At 68.3% G+C, this 20998-nt stretch carries 15 protein-coding genes; 10 read left to right on the forward strand and 5 right to left on the reverse strand.

Annotated elements, in window-relative coordinates; all coding sequences use genetic code 11:
• Positions 1-579 precede the first annotated feature (579 nt).
• The 3 genes from AC3WXD_RS32880 to AC3WXD_RS32890 are packed head-to-tail and all read right to left on the reverse strand — an operon-like array spanning position 580 to position 6360.
• Positions 580-2028 (reverse strand): AdeC/AdeK/OprM family multidrug efflux complex outer membrane factor, encoded by a 1449-nt coding sequence (locus AC3WXD_RS32880; protein ID WP_492325509.1) that lies wholly within the window; start codon positions 2026-2028, stop codon positions 580-582.
• The gene (locus AC3WXD_RS32885; RefSeq protein WP_020206317.1) at positions 2025-5171 is read right to left on the reverse strand and encodes an efflux RND transporter permease subunit; all 3147 of its coding nucleotides are present in this window, start codon (positions 5169-5171) and stop codon (positions 2025-2027) included. Before AC3WXD_RS32885 ends, AC3WXD_RS32880 begins: the two co-directional genes overlap by 4 nt.
• A 40-nt stretch (positions 5172-5211) precedes the next feature.
• Complete coding sequence (locus AC3WXD_RS32890) at positions 5212-6360, reverse strand: efflux RND transporter periplasmic adaptor subunit (RefSeq protein WP_492325510.1); 1149 nt, start codon at positions 6358-6360, stop codon at positions 5212-5214.
• 648 nt (positions 6361-7008) lie between these two features.
• On the opposite strand from AC3WXD_RS32890, the gene AC3WXD_RS32895 reads away from it, so the two are divergent.
• The 3 genes from AC3WXD_RS32895 (at position 7009) to AC3WXD_RS32905 (ending at position 9932) form a co-directional block, all read left to right on the forward strand.
• Positions 7009-7908, forward strand: coding sequence for a LysR family transcriptional regulator (locus AC3WXD_RS32895; protein ID WP_029044302.1), 900 nt, complete (start codon positions 7009-7011; stop codon positions 7906-7908).
• Between the two features lie 219 nt (positions 7909-8127).
• Positions 8128-8880: an SDR family NAD(P)-dependent oxidoreductase gene (locus tag AC3WXD_RS32900; protein ID WP_020206314.1), complete on the forward strand. Its 753-nt coding sequence runs from the start codon at positions 8128-8130 to the stop codon at positions 8878-8880.
• A 62-nt stretch (positions 8881-8942) separates the two neighbouring features.
• On the forward strand, positions 8943-9932 hold the full coding sequence (locus AC3WXD_RS32905) for a zinc-dependent alcohol dehydrogenase family protein (RefSeq protein WP_059410352.1): 990 nt from the start codon (positions 8943-8945) through the stop codon (positions 9930-9932).
• Positions 9933-9976: 44 nt separating this feature from the next.
• Here the strand turns inward: AC3WXD_RS32905 and pstS are convergent, their stop codons facing one another.
• The gene (pstS, locus tag AC3WXD_RS32910) at positions 9977-11035 is read right to left on the reverse strand and encodes a phosphate ABC transporter substrate-binding protein PstS (protein WP_492325511.1); all 1059 of its coding nucleotides are present in this window, start codon (positions 11033-11035) and stop codon (positions 9977-9979) included.
• Between the two features lie 173 nt (positions 11036-11208).
• Positions 11209-11877, reverse strand: coding sequence for a Crp/Fnr family transcriptional regulator (locus AC3WXD_RS32915; RefSeq protein ID WP_020206311.1), 669 nt, complete (start codon positions 11875-11877; stop codon positions 11209-11211).
• Positions 11878-12120: 243 nt separating this feature from the next.
• Between AC3WXD_RS32915 and AC3WXD_RS32920 the strand changes: the two genes are divergently transcribed.
• From AC3WXD_RS32920 to AC3WXD_RS32950, 7 genes are all read left to right on the forward strand, one after another.
• Positions 12121-14073 (forward strand): AMP-dependent synthetase/ligase, encoded by a 1953-nt coding sequence (locus tag AC3WXD_RS32920; protein ID WP_492325512.1) that lies wholly within the window; start codon positions 12121-12123, stop codon positions 14071-14073.
• A 14-nt stretch (positions 14074-14087) separates the two neighbouring features.
• The gene (locus AC3WXD_RS32925) at positions 14088-14993 is read left to right on the forward strand and encodes an ABC transporter ATP-binding protein (RefSeq protein WP_492325514.1); all 906 of its coding nucleotides are present in this window, start codon (positions 14088-14090) and stop codon (positions 14991-14993) included.
• Positions 14994-15029: 36 nt separating this feature from the next.
• Entirely contained in the window at positions 15030-15944 is a 915-nt protein-coding gene (locus AC3WXD_RS32930) for a branched-chain amino acid ABC transporter permease (protein WP_020206308.1), read from the forward strand.
• A 29-nt stretch (positions 15945-15973) separates the two neighbouring features.
• The gene (locus tag AC3WXD_RS32935) at positions 15974-17050 is read left to right on the forward strand and encodes a branched-chain amino acid ABC transporter permease (RefSeq protein ID WP_059410355.1); all 1077 of its coding nucleotides are present in this window, start codon (positions 15974-15976) and stop codon (positions 17048-17050) included.
• A gap of 84 nt (positions 17051-17134) precedes the next feature.
• Complete coding sequence (locus AC3WXD_RS32940) at positions 17135-18469, forward strand: ABC transporter substrate-binding protein (RefSeq protein WP_059410356.1); 1335 nt, start codon at positions 17135-17137, stop codon at positions 18467-18469.
• 256 nt (positions 18470-18725) lie between these two features.
• Positions 18726-19541 carry an ABC transporter ATP-binding protein gene (locus AC3WXD_RS32945; protein ID WP_059410357.1) on the forward strand — a complete coding sequence of 272 codons (816 nt, stop codon included), beginning with the start codon at positions 18726-18728 and terminating at the stop codon, positions 19539-19541.
• A 40-nt stretch (positions 19542-19581) separates the two neighbouring features.
• Entirely contained in the window at positions 19582-20832 is a 1251-nt protein-coding gene (locus AC3WXD_RS32950) for a phenylacetate--CoA ligase family protein (protein WP_492325513.1), read from the forward strand.
• The last annotated feature ends 166 nt before the right edge of the window (positions 20833-20998 follow it).

The following is a 20998-nucleotide window of genomic DNA, read 5'->3' on the forward strand; positions in this document are numbered from 1 at the left end:
CAGACCTATGATGGCGAGCGCACTGCTGGTTCGGCCATCTGCCGTTACCGGTTTGGGCGGCCACGGCGTAGCATCCTCGTGTTTTCGTGGTGGGCGCGGTGGACCGGGGCGCGGATGTCGGCGGGGGGCCACCACGCCCACCACGAAACCAGCACCGTTCCTATGACGCACCCATCCGCCCCGGTCGCGGCAGCAGCCTGAAGGGCCTGGGCCACCGCCATCATGCAGCGCCACCACGAATCCAATTTCGTTTGCGACGCCGCAGGCGGGCAAGCCGGTAGCGTCAGCAGTCTCATCGAAGCCAACGCCCGCACCACGAAACCACCACCAACCATAAAGTCTGAGCGCCCAGCCCCCCTGCAAGGGGTCTGCTTTCTTTGGTTACTTTCTTTTCAGACAAAAGAAAGTGACTGGCAGCCCCGCGCAGCGGGGATGTCATACAGCCTTTGGGTTCAAGCACCAAAACCGCCCGAGCCTAAAGACCCACGAAAGCTAGAACAAGGACCCCAAGCTCGAACCACCAATCAAGCCCGAGCCGCCAGGCCCACAGCAGCTAGAACAAGGAACCCAGCCTCCCCCCTACGAAGCCGGCGTCCCGGCCCCCCCAACCACATCCTTCCACCCACCTCCAAGCGCCTTGTACAGATTGACCTCGCTGCTCAACTGGTTGAGCCGGTCGCCAATCAGCACCTGCTGCGCGCTATACAGCTGGCGCTGCGCGTCGAGCACGGTCAGGTAATTGTCGACCCCGGTGCGGTAACGCTGCTCGGCCAGCTTGTAGTAGTCCTGCGTGGCGTCGACCAGCCGCGTCTGCGCCTGGAGCTGCTCGCTGAACGTGCCGCGCGCGGCCAGCCCGTCGGCGACTTCGCGGAAGGCGGTCTGGATGGTGCGTTCGTACTGCGCCACGTTGATGTCCTTCTGGATGCGCGCGTAGTCCAGGCTTGCCGACAGGCTGCCCGCGGTAAACAGCGGCAGGTTGATGTGCGGCTGGAACAACCAGGTGCCCGAGCCCGCCGAGAACAGGTCGGAGAGCTGGTTGCTGGCCGTGCCGGCGGAGGCGGTCAGGCTGATGCTGGGGAAGAACGCCGCGCGCGCCGCGCCGATGTCGGCGTTGGCCGACAGCAGCTGGTGCTCGGCCGAGAGGATGTCGGGCCGGTTCTGCAGCAGGTCGGACGGCAGGCCGGCCGGGACTTCGGCCAGCAGTTTCTGGTCGAGGTCCAGCCCAGGCGGCAGGTCGGCCGGCATGCTGGCGGTGCCGAGCAGCACCAGCAGCGCGTTCTCGTCCTGCGCGACCTGGCGCGTGTAGCGTGCCAGGCTGGCGTGCGCGGTTTCCACGCTGGTCTGCGCCTGGCGCAGGTCCAGGCGCGAGGCCACGCCTTCGTCGTAGCTGCGCTTGGTCAGGCGGTAGCTGCGCTCGTAGGTGCCGAGCGTGTCGCGCGTGAGCTTCAGCAGCGCCTCGTCGGCGCGCAGCGTCAGGTAGGCGTCCGCCACGCTGGCCACCAGCGCGACATGGGTGCCGCGCATGGCTTCCTGGCTGGCGAAGTAGCGCTCCAGCGTGGCGGTGCTCAGGCTGCGCACGCGCCCGAACAGGTCGAGCTCCCACGCGGTGGTGCCGAGCGACACGCCGTAGCTGCTGCTGATGACGCGCTGGCCGGTGGTGGACAGGTCGGCCGGCACGCGCTGGCGCGAGCCCGAGCCGCTGGCGTCCACCTCGGGGAACAGCTCGGCGCGCTGGATGCGGTACTGCGCGCGGTAGGCCTCGACGTTGAGCGCGGCCACGCGCAGGTCGCGGTTGTTGTCGAGCGCCGTCTCGATGAGGCGGCGCAGGCGCGGGTCGGCGAAGAAATCGCGCCAGCCGAGTTCGGTCGCCTGCGGCGCCTGGGCGGGGGCGGCCTGCGGGTAGGCCGGGCCCTGCGGGTAGGCGCCCGCCACCGGCGCGGCCGGGCGCTCGTAGTGCGGAATCAGGCTGCAACCGGACAGCGCAGCGAGCGCCGCCGCGGCGGCCAGGCCAATCACGTGTTTTTTCATTGGAGCGCTTCCGTTTTGATGGGGGCGGCGTCGTCGTGGGGCTTGCGCTTGAACAGCGCGCCCACCGCGACGAAGAACAGCGGCACCCAGAAGATGGCCAGGACCGTGGCCGTCACCATGCCGCCGATCACGCCCGTGCCGATCGCGTGCTGGCTGCCGGCGCCGGCGCCGCTCGATACCGCCAGCGGCGCCACGCCCAGCATGAACGCGAGCGAGGTCATGATGATCGGGCGCAGCCGCATGCGGCAGGCCTCGACCGCGGATTCGACCAGGCCCTTGCCCTGCTCATGCAGCTCCTTGGCGAATTCCACGATCAGGATCGCGTTCTTGGCCGACAGGCCGACCGTGGTCAGCAGGCCCACCTGGAAGAACACGTCGTTGGACAGCCCGCGCAGCAGCGTGGCCAGCAGCGCGCCGATCACGCCCAGCGGCACCACCAGCATCACCGAGAACGGGATCGACCAGCTTTCGTACAGCGCGGCCAGGCACAGGAACACCACGAGCAGCGACAGCGCGTACAGCGCCGGCGCCTGCGAGCCCGACAGCCGCTCTTCATACGACAGGCCGGTCCACGCATAGCCGATGCCCGGCGGCATCTGCTTCATGATTTCCTCGACGGCGGCCATCGCCTCGCCCGAGCTGCGGCCCGCGGCCGGCTCGCCGAGCACTTCCACCGCCGGCACGCCGTTGTAGCGCTGCAGCTTGGGCGAGCCGTAGCCCCAGCGGCCGGTGGCGAAGGCCGAGAACGGCACCATCGTGCCCTTGTCGTTGCGCACGAACCACTTGTCCACGTCGTCCGGGTTCATGCGCGAGTTGGGCTGGCCCTGCAGGTAGACCCGCTTGACGCGGCCGCGGTCGATGAAGTCGTTGACGTAGCTCGAGCCCCACGCGATCGACACCGTGTTGTTGATGTCCGACAGCGACAGGCCCAGCGCGCGCGCCTTCTCGTCGTCGATCTCCAGCATGTACTGCGGCTGGTCGTTCAGGCCGTTCGGACGCACGCGCTGCAGCACCGGGTTCTTCGACGCGAGCTGCAGGAACTTGTCGCGCGCGTTCATCAGCGCCTGGTGGCCCAGGCCCGCCTGGTCCTGCATGTAGAGGTCGAAGCCGGTGGCGTTGCCGAGCTCCTGCACCGCGGGCGGCGCGAACGCGAACGACAGCGAATCGCGGAACGAGGCGAACTTGCGCTGCGCGCGCTGGGTCAGGTCGAACACGCTGGTGTTCTCGCCGCTGCGCTCTTCCCACGGCTTGAGCAGGATGAACGCCAGGCCCGAGTTCTGGCCGCGGCCGGCGAAGTTGAAGCCGTTGACCGTGAACAGCGAGTCCACCACCTTGCCTTCGTCCTTGAGCAGGTACTCGCGCATCTGGTCAAGCACCTTCTGCGTGCGCTCGGCGGTCGCGCCCGGCGGCGTCTGCACCTGGGCATACAGCACGCCCTGGTCTTCTTCCGGCAGGAACGAGGTCGGGATGCGCGTGAACAGGAAGGCCATCGCCGCGACGATCGCCACGTAGAGCAGCAGGAACGGAATGCGCCGGCGCAGGATGCCCTGCACGCTGCGCTCGTAGCTCTGCGTGGTGGAGATGAACTTGCGGTTGAACCAGCCGAAGAAGCCGCGCTTGTGCTCGCCGTGGTCGCCCTTGTCGATCGGCTTGAGCATGGTCGCGCACAGCGCCGGCGTCAGCACCAGCGCCACCAGCACCGACAGCACCATCGACGAGACGATGGTGATCGAGAACTGGCGGTAGATCACGCCGGTCGAGCCGCCGAAGAATGCCATCGGCAGGAACACCGCCGAGAGCACCATCGCGATGCCCACCAGCGCGCCCTGGATCTGCCCCATCGACTTGCGCGCGGCCTCCTTGGGCGACAGCCCTTCCTCGGCCATCACCCGCTCGACGTTCTCCACCACCACGATGGCATCGTCCACCAGCAGGCCGATCGCCAGCACCATGCCGAACATGGTCAGCGTGTTGATCGAGTAGCCGAACGCCGCCAGCACGCCGAACGTGCCCAGCAGCACCACCGGCACGGCGATGGTCGGGATCAGCGTGGCGCGCACGTTCTGCAGGAACAGGTACATCACCAGGAACACCAGCACGATGGCTTCGAGCAGCGTCTTCACCACCTCGTGGATGGAGCCCGAGATCACCGGCGAGGTGTCATACGGGTACACCACCTTCATGCCCTGCGGGAAGAACGGCTGCAGCTGGTCCAGCGTCTGGCGGATCGCCTTGACCGTCTCCAGCGCGTTGGCGCCGCTGGCCAGGCGCACGGCGATGCCGGAAGCCGGCTGGCCGTTGTAGAGCGCGTTGATGTTGTAGTCCTGGCCGCCCAGCTCCACCTGCGCCACGTCCTTCAGGCGCACCTGCGAGCCGTCCGGGTTGACCTTGAGCAGGATGTTGCCGAACTGCTCGCTGGTCTGCAGGCGGGTCTTGCCGATCACGCTGGCGTTGAGCTGCTGGCCCTTGACCGCCGGCAGCCCGCCCAGCTGGCCGGAGGCCACCTGCACGTTCTGCGCCTTGATGGCGTTGCTGACGTCGAGCGGCGCGAGCTGGAAGCTGTTGAGCTTGGCCGGGTCGATCCACACGCGCATCGCGTACTGCGAGCCGAACACCTGGAAGTCGCCCACGCCATAGGTGCGCGACAGCGGATCCTGGATGTTCGAGACGATGTAGTTCGACAAGTCCTCGCGCGTCACCTTCGGATCGGTCGAGATCAGGCCCACGATGAGCAGGAAGTTGCGCACCGACTTGGTCACGCGGATACCCTGCTGCTGGACTTCCTGCGGCAGCAGCGGCGTGGCCAGCTGCAGCTTGTTCTGCACCTGCACCTGCGCGATGTCGGGGTTGGTGCCCTGCTCGAAGGTCACGGTGATGGTCATGCTGCCGTCGGAATTGCTTTCCGACGAGATGTAGCGCAGGCGGTCCAGGCCATTGAGCTGCTGCTCGATGACCTGCACGACCGTGTCCTGTACCGTCTCGGCGGAAGCGCCGGGGTAGTTGACCGAAATGGCGATGGTCGGCGGCGCGATCGCCGGGTACTGGCTGATCGGCAGTGCCCGGATCGACAGCACGCCGGCGAGCATGATGACCAGCGCGATCACCCACGCGAAGATCGGGCGATCGATGAAGAATTTAGACATGGAGGATTCCTTATCCCTTGTTCCTTGCTCGGGCGCGTGCTCAGGACTTGGCCGGTGCGGCGGCGGCCGGCGCGTTGCCGGAAGCCTGCGCGGCCGCCGGCACCGCCTTGACCTTGGCGCCCGGGCGCACGAACTGCAGGCCCTCGACGATGACGCGGTCGCCGGCGTTCAGGCCGCTGCTCACCAGCCACTTGTCGCCGACCGCGCGCTCGGTGGTGAGCGTGCGCAGTTCGACCTCGTCCTTGGCGTTGACCACCAGCGCGGTGGCCTGGCCCTTGAGGTCGCGCGTGACGCCGACCTGCGGCGCCAGGATCGCGTTGGCCTTGACGCCTTCGCTCAGGCGCGCGTGCACGAACATGCCCGGCAGCAGCACGTGGTTCGGGTTCGGGAACACCGCGCGCAGCGTCACCGAGCCGGTGCCCTGGTCCACCGACACCTCGGAGAACTCGAGCCGGCCGGTCTCGGGGTAGGTCGTGCCGTCCTCCAGCCGCAGGTTCACCTTGGCCGCGTTGGCGCCGGCGCCGTCGAGCTTGCCGTCGGCCAGCTCGCGGCGCAGGCGCAGCAGCGTGGACGAGGGCTGCGTCACGTCGACGAAGATCGGGTCGATCTGCTGCACCGTGGCCAGCGCGGTGGCCTGCCCGTTGACCGCCAGCGCGCCCTGGGTCACGCTGGAGCGGCCGATGCGCCCGGAGATCGGCGCCAGCACCTTGGTGTAGCGCAGGTTGATCTCGGCGCGCTGCACGGCGGCCTGCGCCTGCAGGAACGACGCCTTGGCCTCGGCCGCGGCCTGCTTGCTGACCGCCTCGTCGGCGACCAGCTTGCCGTAGCGCTCGGACAGCAGCCGGCTCGATTCCAGCGTGGCCTGCGCGCTCTTGTAGGCGGCGTCGTAGGTGGACGGGTCGATCTGGTACAGCTGCTGACCCTGCTTGACGTCGCTGCCTTCCTTGAACAGCCGGTGCTGGATGATGCCGTCGACCTGCGGCCGCACTTCGGCGACGAGGTAGGCGGTGGTGCGGCCCGGCAGCTCGGAGTCCACCATGACCGACTCCGGCGCCAGCGTGACCACCCCGACCTGCGGCGGCTGCGGTGCCGCGGCCGCCTGTTCTTTCTTGCCGCATCCGGCGAGCGCGGCCAGGGCAATCCCCGGCACGCCCAGAATCAAAGCACGCGTGATGCGCGATCGTTGCATTGCGATTTCCTAGAAGATTGAAAGACTGCGAGACCCGCTCGACCGCCGGACCGTCCATTCTGCGGTCGCGTGGGTCAGCCGATACGGTTGAGTGAGAGCGCCCGCCAGCAGGCGCCTACGCCGGAAGTCCGGCGGCAATTGCGATTGTGGATGCGAAGATAGCTGACAGGTCAGATGATTACAAGAGGATGATAGGGAAATGAAATACCGGGCAACGAACGCTCAGGCAGCCTGCGCCGGAGTTTGGTTCCTGGCGCGGGGCACGAGGCAGCCCGGTGTCGGGCGTTTCGGGACGGTGGCAGTCATGCCGCAGAAGCGAGCAAGGAACGTGCCGCCGGGGCCTCACGATGCGTGACGTGAGTGCGCCTACCGATACGCAGATAGGTGATTCTATCCCGGCTACGCAGGGTTTTCCCGACATTGTCCGGGCGAAATATTTCAAACGATTAATGCGGTGCCCGATGCGGCGCTGTCACCTGCGGCATGTTGTCGCAGTGGCGGCGCGGCAATGATCCATTCTGGTGCGCGAGTCCGCACAAAAAACCGCACGAAAGAGCGCACGCGAAGCCGCGTCCCTCCCGCGCGCGGGCAATGAACGAAAATGGCGCGCGCCGGCAACTTTCAGATCTCAGACAGGACAAGGCAAGCATGAATATGTTCGAAGCGATGGGAATCTTCGTCCAGGTGGTCGACCACGGCAGCTTCGCGCGCGCCGCGCAGGCCAATCAGTTCCATCGCCCCGCCGTGACCAAGGCCATCCAGCAGCTCGAGCGCGAGCTGGGCGTGCAACTGCTCCACCGCACCACGCGCAAGCTGAGCATGACCGAGGAAGGCGAGGAGTTCTACCAGCGCTGCACCCAGCTGCTCGGCGATTTCGCCGACACGCTCGCGCTGTTCTCGCCGACGCGCCCGCCCAAGGGCAAGCTGCGCCTGGACATGCCCACGGCGGTGGCCAAGGCCATCATCGTGCCGGCGCTGCCCGACTTCCGCCGGCGCTATCCCGCCATCGAGCTCGTGCTGCGCTCATCCGACCACCACGTCGACCTGATCGGCGAAGGCGTGGACTGTGCCGTGCGCCTGGGCGAGCTGGCCGATTCCAGCCTGGTGGCGCGCCGCATCGGCACCATCCCGATGGTGACGTGCGGCTCGCCCGGCTACCTGGCCCGGCACGGCACGCCGGCCTCGCTCGACGACCTCGACCGCCACGTCGCGGTCAACTTCCTGGTCCAGCACGGCCGGCGCACGCTCGAATGGCAGTTCGACGCGGGCGACCGCATCGTCACCAGGCAGGTGCCCAGCGACATCGTGGTGGACGACTCCGAAGCGTTCCACGCCTGCGGGCTGGCCGGACTCGGCCTGCTGCAGGGCCTGCGGCCCGCGCTGCAGCCCTACATCGACGCCGGCCAGCTGGTCGAGGTCCTGCCGCACTGCAAGCCGGTGCCCAGGCCGATCTCCGTGGTCATGACGCAGCGCCGCCACCGGCCGCCCAAGGTCGACGCGTTCATCGGCTGGCTGGAGGCGCTGTTCGTCGAGCGCGGGCTGGCCTGAGCGCCGGCCGCGCGCCATTGTTATTGCCACGGCAATAGTCAAGTTCGCCGGCGCGCGTTTATCGGCGCGGGCATTGCGCGTAGATTCCCGCCGCGGGCAGTGCCGGTCCTTGCTGGTCTTCGCGTGCCTTCGCATGCCACGGCCGGGCGACGAGGTCGGCGCCTGCGCCCGCCTGCCAATCGCATTTGCCGCCCACGCGGCACCGAACCGGGAAACAAGATGGACCTGCAGCTCAGCGGCAAGACCGCCGTCGTCACCGGCGCCAGCCAGGGCATCGGCCGCGCCATCGCCAGGACGCTGGCCGCCGAGGGCGCCAGGGTGCTGGCGACCGCGCGCGACGAAGCGCTGCTCGCCAGCCTGGCCGACGAGATCGTCGCCGCCGGCGGCGCCGACCCCGTCCTGCTGGTGCAGGACTTCGTCGCCGACGACGGCCCGCGCCGCATCGCCGACGCCGCGCTGGCGCGGCTCGGCCACGTCGACATCCTCGTCAACAACGCCGGCGGCAGCCGCCCGATGGGCGTGGACGCGCCCGAGGCGCAATGGCTCGAAGGCATGACGCTCAACTTCGACCGCCACCGCCAGCTCACCCAGGCGCTGCTGCCCAATTTCCTCGAACGCAAGTCGGGCGCCATCGTCAGCCTGTCCGGCAACCTCGAACCGGAAGTGGTCAACGCCGCGATGGTGGCCAAGGCCGGCCTCGTGGTCTGGTCCAAGGGCCTGTCCGAGCAGCTCGGCCAGCACGGCATCACGGTCAACTGCGTGCAGCCCGGCCTGATCGACACCGCGCAGATCCGCCGCCTGTACCCCGGCGACGAGCGCCGCAAGTTCGCCGAGCGCGAGATCGCGCTGCGCGACTTCGGCGAGCCCGAGGACGTGGCCAACGCGGTGGCGTTCCTGGTGTCGCCGCGGGCGCGCTACATCACCGGCACGGTGATGCTGGTCGACGGCGGCATGCGCCGCTACGCGTTCTGACCGCCGTTCCCCGCTCCGCCTCATTTTCAGACAACCGCCAGATTCGCCAAGAGAACGACGCAATGCCAAAGGTCTATCAGTTCAACCGCACCGGCGGTCCCGAGGTGCTGGAGCTGCATGAAGTGGAGGTGGCCGCGCCCGGCGCCGGCGAAGTGCGCATCCGCGTCAAGGCGATCGGCCTGAACCGCGCCGAAGTGATGTATCGCAGCGGGCAATACGTGATCGAGCCGCGCTTTCCGGCCCGCCTGGGCTATGAAGCCGCCGGCGTGGTCGATGCGGTCGGCGCCGGCGTGGCGGGCTTCGCGCCCGGCGACGAGGTCAGCGTGGTGCCCGCCTTCTCGTTCGCCGACTACGGCATGTACGGCGAGCTCGTCAACGCGCCCGCGCATGCGGTGGTGAAGCACCCGCGCGGCCTGTCGTTCGTCGATGCCGCCGCGGCGTGGATGATGTTCGTCACCGCCTACGGCGCGCTGGTCGAACTCGGCAACCTGCGCGCCGGCGAGACCGTGCTGGTGCGCGCGGCCTCCAGCAGCGTGGGCCTGGCCGCGATCCAGATCGCCAGGATGGCGGGCGCGGTGCCGGTGGCGCTGACGCGCGGCAGCGGCAAGCGGCAGGCGCTGCTGGACGCCGGCGCGGCGCACGTCATCGCCACGCAGGAGCAGGATCTCGTTGCCGAGGTGGCGCGCATCACCGGCGGCGCCGGCGCGCGCATGGCGTTCGACCCGGTCGGCGGGCCGGAAGCCGCCAGGCTGTTCAAGGCGCTGTGCGCGGGCGGCATCTTCTTCCAGTACGGCGCGCTCGACACCGGCGACATCCCGGTGCCGGTGATGGACCTGCTCGGCAAGCACCTGACGCTGCGCGGCTACGAGCTGTTCGAGATCACCACCGATCCGGAGCGGCTCGGCAAGGCCCGCGACTTCGTCAACGCCGGGCTCGCCTCCGGCCAGCTGCGCCCGGTGGTGGACAAGACCTTCGCCTTCGAGGACATGGCCGCGGCGCACCGCTACATGGAGTCCAACGCGCAGGTCGGCAAGATCGTCGTCACCTTGTAGTCGTCACCCCGTGGTCGCCGCCCGGCAGCGGGGCGGCCCGCGCGTCAGCGGCCCGGCGCGCCGATGCTGCTCAGGCCGATCGGCGCGCCCGAGCGGTCGGTCACGCGCGCCAGCTCGCGGTAGGCGCGCGCCTGCACGCGCTCGGGCAGCGGCACGAACTTCGCCTCGCGCGCCAGGTCGTCGCCGCGCAGGTAGCCCCAGGTGACGAACTTCAGCGCATCGAGCGTGCGCGCGCCGCTCTGGCTGACCGCCGGCACCACGATGAAGGTGCCCATCGTGATCGGCCACGCGTTGGCGCCCGGCTGGTTCACCAGGCTCGCGGTGAAGTTGCCTTTCTGGTTCCACTCGCTCTGCACCACCGCCTCGCGGAAGTTGTCGACCTGCGCCGGCACGAAGCGCCCGGCCGCGTTGCGCAGCTGCACGGCGTTGAGGCCGGCGTCGAGCACGTAGTTGTAGTCCACGTAGCCGATGGTGCCGGCCGAGCCCTGCACGGCGCCGACCACCTCGCTGCTGCCGCGCGCGGCGGTGAAGGACGACGGCCACGGCAAGGTGGACTGGGTGCCGTAGGTGGCCTTCCAGTCCGCGCTGACCGCGCTCAGGTAGCTGCTGAAATGGTAGGTGGTGCCCGAGCCGTCGGCGCGCACCACCGGGCGGATCGGCAGGCGCGGCAGCGCGACGCCGGGGTTGAGCGCGCGGATCTCCGGCGCGTCCCACGCCGTGAGTTTGCCCAGGAAGATCGCCGCCAGCACCTCGCCGGTGAGCTTGAGCCTGCCCTGCGGCACGCCGGGCAGGTTGACCACCGGCACCGCGCCCGTCACCACCGACGGCACGAACACCAGCCCGGCCTTCTTCGCTTCCGCCTCCGGCATGGGCACGTCCGACGCGCCGAAGTCCACCTGCCCGGCGCGCACGCGCTTGAGGCCCTCGCCGGAGCCGACCGCGTCGTACTGGAGCGTGACGCCGGTGGCGGCCTTGTAGCCGTCCGCCCAGACGCGGTAGATGGGCGCGGCGGCGGTGGAGCCCGCGCCGCGGATCTCGGTGGCGGCCAGCGCGGACGCGCCGCAGGTCAGCGCCGCCAGGGCGGCCAGGAAAGCCTTTCGCATGATGGGGATACTTGTCGGAGGACGCTGGGAGACGAGGCGCGATTGTATAGGAGCGGCGTGACGCGCATGCCCGCCGGATGCGGCCCTGTCGCGCGGCGCGCATCGGCCCGCCGCCGTCATCATCCTGACGCACGGCGGCGGTAGCCGGCGCCGCGGGGAAGCAACCCGGAGCGTTACTCTCCGTACTGCCGCAGCCCCTCCAGGTCCAGCACCTCGATCACGCCGTAGTCCACCTTCACCAGCCCCTGCTGCTCCAGCACCTTGAGCGCCTGGTTGGCGCGCTGGCGCGAGATGCCCGCCAGCAGGCCGATCTCCTCCTGCGAGATTTCCAGCGTGGTGCCCAGTCCCGGATACAGGTGCTCGTTGAACAGCGACGACACCGCGCGCGCCACGCGCGAGTCGATGTCGAGCAGGCGCTCGTATTCCACCGCGGCGATGAACTGCCCGAGCCGCTCGTTGAACTGCGTGAGCAGGAAGCGCGTGAACGGCAGGCTGGTATCGAGCAGCCACTGGAAGGTGTCGAGCGGCAGGAAGGCGATGCGCGAGCGGCGCAGCGCCATCACGTCGTACTTGCGGATCTCGCGCTTGAGCACCGCGCCCTCGCCGAACCAGCCGCCGGTGGGCACGCCGGTGAACGTCACCGACTTGCCCGAGGGCGACACCGTGGTGATCTTGACGATGCCTTCGAGCACGCCCAGCCAGTGCTCGGCCACGTCGCCCTTGTGGCAGACGTAGTCGCCCTGGCTGTACTCGCGCACGCACATCGCGCGGCGCACGCGGTCGCGCTGCTCGGGCGTGAGGTCGGCCGCCCACACGCAGCGGTCCACGAAATCGTTAAGCATTAGCTGAAAACCCTTCCCGTAGGGATTAACCCCGAATTGTCACCGGCGTGACAACCGGGGGAAATGGCATGAACTATCTTACGATCACCACGAACCGCGAGTGCGCGCCAGGACAGGCGCGGCGGGCTTGTTGCGACGCGGCAGCCGCAGGGCCGCCGGCGGGCAAAACAGGCCAAGTATAACCAGCGGAAGCAGGCTTGACACCGGCCGCGGAGCCCCGCCGCCGAGGGAAAGGAGACAGCGATGCAGGAACCGTCGGCGACGACCTTCCCGCGCCTGCTGCTGGCGCATGCCCAGCAGCGGCCCGGAAGCCCGGCCTACCGCGAGAAGGACCTCGGTATCTGGCAGACCTACAGCTGGGCGCAGGCCGCGCAGGAGGTGCGCGCGCTCGCCTGCGGGCTGGCCGCGCTCGGTTTTGCGCGCGGCATGAACCTCGCGGTGGTGGGCGACAACCGCCCGCGCCTGTACTGGGCCATGAGCGCCGCGCAGGCGCTCGGCGGCGTGCCCGTGCCGCTGTACCAGGACGCCATCGGCGGCGAGATGGTCTACGTGCTCGACGACGCCGAGATCGACTTCGCCATCGTCGAGGACCAGGAGCAGGTCGACAAGCTGCTCGAAGTCCAGGCGCAGCGCGCCGTGCGCCACATCGTCTACGAAGACCCGCGCGGGCTGCGCGGCTACGACCATCCGGCGCTGATGTCGTATGCGCGCCTGCAGGAGATCGGCCGCGAGTTCGACCGCGCCAACCCCGGTTTCTTCGATGCCGCGGTCGAGGCCGGCTCGCCCGAGGACACCGCCATCATCCTCTACACCTCCGGCACCACCGGCAAGCCCAAGGGCGTGTGCCATTCGCACCGCGGCCTGATCGGCGCGGCGCGCAACGGCTGCGCGTTCGACGGCCTCGTGCCCGGCGACGACGTGCTGTCCTACCTGCCGATGGCGTGGGTCGGCGACAACCTGTTCTCCTACGCGCAGGCGCTGGTGGCCGGTTTCACGGTGAACTGCCCCGAGTCGCGCGACACCGTGATGACCGACCTGCGCGAGATCGGCCCCACGTATTACTTCGCGCCGCCGCGCATCTACGAGAACCTGCTTACGCAGGTGATGATCCGCATGGAGGACGCGGGCTGGGCCAAGCGGCGCCTGTTCCACTGGGCCATGAACGTGGCGCGCCGCTGCGGCACCGACATCCTCGACGGCCGCCCGGTGCCGTTGGCCGAGCGCCTGCGCTACGCCGCCGGCGAAGCGCTGATCTACGGGCCGCTGCGCAACGTGCTCGGCATGAGCCGCATCCGCGTGGGCTACACCGCCGGCGAGGCCATCGGCCCGGACCTGTTCCGCTTCTACCGCTCCATCGGCGTCAACCTCAAACAGTTCTACGGCCAGACCGAGACCTGCGCCTACGTCTGCCTGCAGCCCGACGGCAAGGTCAAGTTCGACTCGGTCGGCCCGGCCGCGCCCGGCATGGAGATCCGCATCGCCGACAACGGCGAGGTGCTGGTGCGCGGGGTGGGCCTGCTCAAGTCCTACTACAAGCGCGACGACGCCACCCGCGAGGCCATCAACGACGAAGGCTATTTCATGACCGGCGACGCCGGCGTGATCGACGCCGACGGCCACCTCAAGATCATCGACCGCGCCAAGGACGTGGGCAAGCTCGCCGACGGCGCGATGTTCGCGCCCAAGTACATCGAGAACAAGCTCAAGTTCTTCCCCTACATCAAGGAAGCGGTGGCCTTCGGCACCGGGCGCGAGCGCGTCTGCGCGTTCATCAACATCGACTTCGACGCGGTGGGCAACTGGGCCGAGCGGCGCCACCTGCCGTATGCCGGTTATATCGACCTGGCCGCGCAGCCCGAGGTGATCGCCATGATCGGCGAGTGCGTGGCGCAGGTGAACGCGGACCTCGCGGCCGACGCCATGCTGGCCGGCTCGCAGGTGGCGCGCTTCCTGATCCTGCACAAGGAGCTCGACCCCGACGACGACGAGCTCACGCGCACGCGCAAGGTGCGGCGCGGCTTTATCGCGGAGAAATACGCCGCGCTGGTCGATGCGCTGTTCGCCGGCCGCGGCGAGCAGTTCATCGAGACGCGCGTGAAGTTCGAGGACGGACGCGAAGGCAGCGTCTCGGCCACCCTGAAGCTGGTCGATGTGAAGCGCTTCCCGCCGGCCGCCGGCGCGGCGCGCGCGGCATGAGCGGGGACGCAAGGATGACGCAGATGGCATGGCAAGGCGTAGCGCGCGGCGGCGATGGCCAGCCCGCATGGAGCGGCGCGTCCGCCGCGGCGATCGCGGCGGCGTCTCCGCGGGAGGATGCGCAGGCCGCGCAGGCGCACGCGCGCCAGGCCGGCGACGTGATCCTGGACCTGCAGAACATCTCGCTCTCGTTCGGCGGGGTGAAGGCGCTCACGGACATCTCGTTCGACGTGCGCGAGCACGAGATCCGCGCCATCATCGGCCCCAACGGCGCGGGCAAGAGTTCCATGCTCAACGTCATCAACGGGGTCTACCACCCGCAGCAGGGCCGCATCGTCTTTCGCGGCGAGGAACGCCGCAAGATGCATCCGACCGAGGCCGCGCGCCAGGGCATCGCGCGCACCTTCCAGAACATCGCGCTGTTCAAGGGCATGACCGTGCTCGACAACATCATGACCGGGCGCAACACCAAATTCCGCAGCGGCCTGCTGGCCAACGCGCTGTGGTGGGGTCCGGCGCGCAACGAGGAAACGCGGCACCGCCGCAAGGTCGAGGAAGTGATCGACTTCCTGGAGATCCAGGCCATCCGCAAGACCCCGGTGGGGCGCCTGCCCTACGGCCTGCAAAAGCGCGTGGAACTCGCGCGGGCGCTGGCGGCCGAGCCGTCCATGCTGCTGCTCGACGAACCGATGGCCGGCATGAACGTGGAAGAAAAGCAGGACATGTGCCGCTTCATCCTCGACGTGAACCACCAGTTCGGCACCACCATCGTGCTGATCGAGCACGACATGGGCGTGGTGATGGACATCTCCGACCGCGTGGTGGTGCTCGACTACGGCAAGAAGATCGGCGACGGCACGCCCGACGTGGTCAAGGCCAACCCGGACGTGATCCGCGCCTACCTCGGCGCCGGGCACTGACGCGCGGGATCCAGGTAACAGGGAACAAGGAACACCATGACGTTCTTCTTCGAGATCCTGATCGGCGGCCTGCTGTCGGGACTGATGTACTCGCTGGTGGCGCTCGGCTTCGTGCTGATCTACAAGGCCTCGGGCGTGTTCAACTTCGCCCAGGGCGCGATGGTCTACTTCGCCGCGCTCGCGGTGGTGGGGCTGATGGACAAGGGCCTGCCGATGTGGGCCGCGGTGATCGGCGCGTTCGGCGTGATGCTGGTGGTGGGCATCAGCACCGAGCGCTTCGTGCTGCGCAAGCTGGTCAACCAGCCGCCCATCACGCTGTTCATGGCCACCATCGGCCTGTCGTTCTTTCTCGAAGGGCTGGGGCCGCTGCTGTTCGGCAACGAAGTGCGGCCGATCAACCTCGGCATCGTCGACGAGCCGATCGAGGCCATCCTCACGCGCTTCAACATCGTGCTGTCCAAGTTCGACCTCGCCGCGGCGGCCATCGCCGGCATCCTGGTCGGCGCGCTGGCGCTGTTCTTCCAGTTCACCAAGGTCGGCCGCGCGCTGCGCGCGGTGGCGGACGACCACCAGGCGGCGCTGTCGCTGGGGATTCCGCTGCAGCACATCTGGGCCATCGTGTGGGGCGTGGCGGGGTTCGTCGCGCTGGTGGCGGGCATGCTGTGGGGCTCGCGCAATGGCGTGCAGTTCGCGCTGACGCTGACGGCGCTCAAGGCGCTGCCGGTGCTGATCCTGGGCGGCTTCACCTCGGTGCCGGGCGCCATTGTCGGCGGGCTCATCATCGGCGCGTCGGAGAAGCTGGCCGAGATCTACATTCCGCCGGTGTTCCAGTCCGCGTTCGGCGGCAACTTCGGCGGCATCGAAGGGTGGTTCCCCTACGTGTTCGCGTTGCTCTTCCTGCTGGTGCGGCCCGAGGGGCTGTTCGGCGAGAAACACATCGACCGCGTCTGAGCGGCACGGCCCCAACAGGAGACAACCCCATGTTCTATCGTGAAGCCGGCCAGTTCAAGACCACCTACGAGGCCGACAGCCAGGTATTCCCGATCCGCCAGGACCGCATCGGCTTCGCCGTGCTGATGGCGGTGGCCTTCGTGGCGATTCCGTTCACCGCGTCGGAATACTGGTTCTCCGCCATCCTGATCCCGTTCCTGATCTTCGCGCTGGCCGCGCTCGGCCTCAACATCCTGACCGGCTACGCCGGCCAGCTCTCGCTCGGCACCGCCGCGTTCATGGCGGTGGGCGCCTACGCCGCGTACAACTTCCAGCTGCGCATCGAAGGGCTGCCGGTGCTGCTCACGTTCATCCTGGCGGGGCTGTCCGCCGCGCTGGTCGGCGTGGCGTTCGGCCTGCCGTCGCTGCGCATCAAGGGCTTCTACCTCGCCGTGGCCACGCTGGCCGCGCAGTTCTTCGTGGTGTGGGCGCTGACCAAGTTTCCCTGGTTCTCCAACAACAGCTCCTCCGGCGTGATCACCGCGCAGAAGCTCGCGCTGTTCGGCATCGCCATCGACACGCCCGTGAAGAAATACCTGTTCGTGCTGGCGCTGGTGACGGTGCTGGCGGTGGTGGCCAAGAACCTGGTGCGCTCGTCCACGGGGCGCGCGTGGATGTCGGTGCGCGACATGGACGTGGCCGCCGAGGTGATCGGCATCCCGCTCATGCGCACCAAGCTGCTGGCGTTCGCCGTCAGCTCGTTCTACTGCGGCGTGGCCGGCGCGCTCTATGCGTTCTGCTACCTCGGCTCGGTGGAGCCGGACGGCTTCTCGCTGGACCTGTCGTTCCGCGTGCTGTTCATGATCATCATCGGCGGCGTGGGCAGCATCCTCGGCGCCTTCCTCGGCGCGGCCTTCATCCTGCTGCTGCCGATCTTCCTGGACAACGTGCTGCCGCCGCTGGCCGCGCTGCTGCACCTGCCGTTCACCAACGCGGCGGTGTCGCATATCCAGCTGATGGTGTTCGGCGCGCTCATCATCTTCTTCCTGGTGGTGGAGCCGCACGGGCTCGCGCGGCTGTGGCAGATCGCCAAGGAAAAGCTGCGGCTGTGGCCGTTCCCGCATTGAGACATTGACGAGATTTCGAGGTCGGACCAAGCAAAACGGGTATTCCATAACAAACACACACCTGCCAAGGTGAAGGAGACTGTCATGACCATCCTGATTCGCAACCTGCGGCGCATCGCCGTGGCCGCGGGCGCGTGCGCCGCGCTGCTGGCGCCGCCGGCCGCGCAGGCCCAGAGCGGCGAGCAGTTCGTGGCGCTGCCCAGCTACCGCGTGGGGCCGTACGGCGCCAACGGGCAGTCCTTCTACGGCGGCTTCATCGACTACCTCAACTACGTCAACCTCAAGGACGGCGGCGTCAACGGCGTCAAGCTCTCGTGGGAAGAATGCGAGACCGAGTACAACAACGCCAAGGGCGTGGAATGCTATGAGCGCCTGAAGTCCAAGAGCGCGGCCAGCAAGGGCACCGCGTACCACACCATGTCCACCGGCATCTCCTACGCGCTGGTGGACAAGACCTCGGCCGACAAGGTGCCGCTGGTGATGATGGGCTACGGCCGCACCGACGCGGTGGACGGCTCGGTGTTCCCCTATGCCTTCCCGCTCGTGACCACCTACCAGATGCAGGTCTCGGCCATCGTCAAGTTCCTGGCCGGCAAGAACGGCGGCTCGCTCGCCGGCAAGAAGATCGTCTACCTGTACCACGACTCCGCCTACGGCAAGGAGCCGATCGTCGCGCTGGAAGCCGAGGCCAAGCTCGGCAAGTTCAACCTGGTCGAGATCCCGGTGGCGCACCCCGGCAACGAGCAGGGCGCGCAGTGGCTCAAGATCCGCCAGGAAAACCCCGACTACGTGATCTTCTGGGGCTGGGGCGTGATGAACCAGACCGCGCTCAAGGCCGCGCAGAAGGTCGGCTACGCGCGCGACAAGATGATCGGCTCGTGGTGGGCCGGCTCGGAGGAAGACACCGTGCCCGCTGGCGACGCCGCCAAGGGCTACATGAGCGCCACCTGGAACGTGGCCGGCAAGACCGTGCCCGTCATCGCCGACATCGACAAGGTGGTCTACGGCGCCGGCAAGGGCAACATGCAGGACCGCAACAAGGTCGGCTCCGTGCTCTACAACCGCGGCGTGTCCGCCGCCGTGGTCACGGTGGAAGCCATCCGCGTGGCCCAGGCCAAATACGGCAAGGGCAAGGTCATGAGCGGCGACGACATGCGCTGGGCCTTCGAGAACCTCAACCTCACCAGCGCGCGCCTGCAGCAGCTCGGCGCCACCGGCCTGCTGCCCGAGATCAAGACCAGCTGCGACAACCACGAAGGCTCCGGCAAGGTGAAGATCCAGCAATGGGACGGCACCAGGTGGACCGTGGTGTCCGACTGGATCGAAGGCAACAAGAACCTGATCCACCCGCTGTTCAAGGCCACCGCCGCGCAGTTCGCCAAGGAGAAGGGGATCACGCCGGGGTGCATGAAGTCGTGATGGTGTTGGTTTGCTCCCCTCTCCCATGAAGTGGGAGAGGGGCCGGGGGAGAGGGCAGGGCGCAGGCGGAAGCGAAAGCGCTCACTCCGCGCGAACGCCGGCCCTCTCCCCCAACCCCTCTCCCGCAGGCGGGAGAGGGGAGCAAGACAGCGGGAGATTGAACTGCCAACTGTTGTCTCCCCTCGCCTGCGCAGCGGAAGAAGGGAGCAGGAAAACGCCAGGCGCAGCCAGAAAGAACCACCAACCGAGCCGTACCATGACCCTCTTGTCCGTCAACAACATCGAAGTCATCTACGACCACGTCATCCTGGTGCTCAAGGGCGTCTCGCTCGACGTGCCGGAAGGCCGGATCGTGGCGCTGCTGGGCGCCAACGGCGCGGGCAAGACCACCACGCTCAAGGCCATCTCCAACCTGCTGCATGCCGAGCGCGGCGACGTCACCAAGGGCTCCATCGAATACCGCGGCGACCGCGTGGACCGCCTCACGCCCAACGCGCTGGTCAGGCGCGGCGTGATCCAGGTGATGGAAGGGCGCCACTGCTTCGCCCACCTCACGCTGGAAGAAAACCTGCTCACCGGCGCCTACACGCGCGGCCTCTCGCGCGCCGAGACGCGCGACGCGCTGGAGCGCATCTATGCCTATTTCCCGCGCCTGAAGACGCGCCGCAAGTCGCAGGCCGGCTACACCTCCGGCGGCGAGCAGCAGATGTGCGCGATCGGCCGGGCCATGATGGCCAAGCCCAGCATGATCCTGCTCGACGAGCCCTCGATGGGCCTCGCGCCGCAGATCGTGGAAGAGATCTTCGAGATCGTGCGCGACCTCAACCAGCGCGAGAAGGTCAGCTTCCTGCTGGCCGAGCAGAACACGATGGTGGCGCTGCGCTACGCCGACTACGGCTACATCCTCGAGAACGGCCGCGTGGTGATGGACGGCGCCGCCGAGGCGCTGCGCTCCAACGAGGACGTGAAGGAGTTCTACCTCGGCGTGGCGGCCAACGACGGCGAGGGCGGCGGGCGCAGCTCGTTCCGCGACGTCAAGAGTTATCGCAGAAGGAAGCGCTGGCTCGCCTGATTTTCGCATCGCCCCTATTCACGCGACTCATACGCAAACCATGTCCGAACACTTCGATTCGCTGGAAACGCGCGCGCCCGCCGCGCGCGCGCAGGCCCTGCTGGCGGACCTGCGCCGGCAGGTGGCCCACGCCAAGGCGCACGCGCCGTACTTCGCGCAACTGCTGCGCGAGGTGGACCCGGACGCGCTCGATTCGCGCGCGGCGCTGGCCGCGCTGCCGGTGACGCGCAAGTCCGAGCTCACGCAGCGCCAGCGCGCCGCGCCGCCGCTCGGCGGGCTCAACGCCACGCCGCTGGGCGGGCTGCGCCACATCTTCCAGTCGCCCGGCCCCATTCACGAGCCGGACGGCCACGGCGCGGACTGGTGGCGCATCGCGCGCGCCATGTTCGCCGCCGGCTTTCGCGCCGGGGATCTGGTCTACAACACCTTCTCCTATCACTTCACGCCGGCCGGCATGATGATGGAAAGCGGCGCGCACAAGCTGGGCTGCTGCGTGTTCCCGGCCGGCGTGGGCCAGACCGAATCGCAGGTGCAGGCGCTGGTCAGCCTGCAGCCGGCCGCCTACGCGGGCACGCCCTCGTTCCTGCGCATCCTGCTGGAGAAGGGCGACGAGATGGGCCTGCCGTGCACCAGCCTGCGCAAGGCGCTGGTCTCCGGCGAGGCGCTGCCGCCCTCGCTGCGCGCGTGGTTCGGCGAGCGCGGCATCCGCGTGCAGCAGATGTACGGCAGCGCCGACGTCGGCCTGGTCGCCTACGAGAGCGAAGGCGCGGACGGCTGGGTGGTGGACGAAGGCGTGCTGGTGGAGATCGTCGAGCCCGGCGGCACGCAGCCGATGCCCGACGGCGAGGTCGGCGAGGTGGTGGTGACGGTGCTCGGCAACGGCGACTATCCGCTGATCCGCTTCGGCACCGGCGACCTCTCCGCCTTCGTGGCCGGCTCCGCCGAGCACGCCAGCCCGTGCGGGCGCACCAACCTGCGGCTCAAGGGATGGCTCGGCCGCGCCGACCAGACCACCAAGGTCAAAGGGATGTTCGTGCATCCCGGGCAGGTTGGGGAGGTCATGCGGCGGCATCCCGAAGTGCGGGCCGCTCGCCTCATCGTCACGGGCCGCGTGGGAGCCGATGTGATGACCCTGCATTGCGAGGCTGTGGGGAATGACGAGAACCTGGCCCGCGCGATCGGGGAATCGGTGCGGGAGGTGTTGCGGTTGCGTGGGGAGGTACGGTTTGTGGCAGTGGGGGCGTTGCCGCAGGATGGGAGGGTTATTGAGGATGCTAGGAGTTATGAGTGAGGGGGGAGTGGTTTATTTGTGCTGCTTGGCTTCAAAGGCAGCTTCAACGGCGTAACGTCAACGGCTGGACGTCAAAGTCAAAATCAACTTCAAAGTCAAAGTCAAAGTCAACTTCAAAGTCAAAGGCTTTCGCTCCCCCGGAGCGACCTACTTTCTTTTCCCCGAA

The sequence above is a fragment of the Cupriavidus sp. FW216-B1 genome (assembly GCF_058789195.1).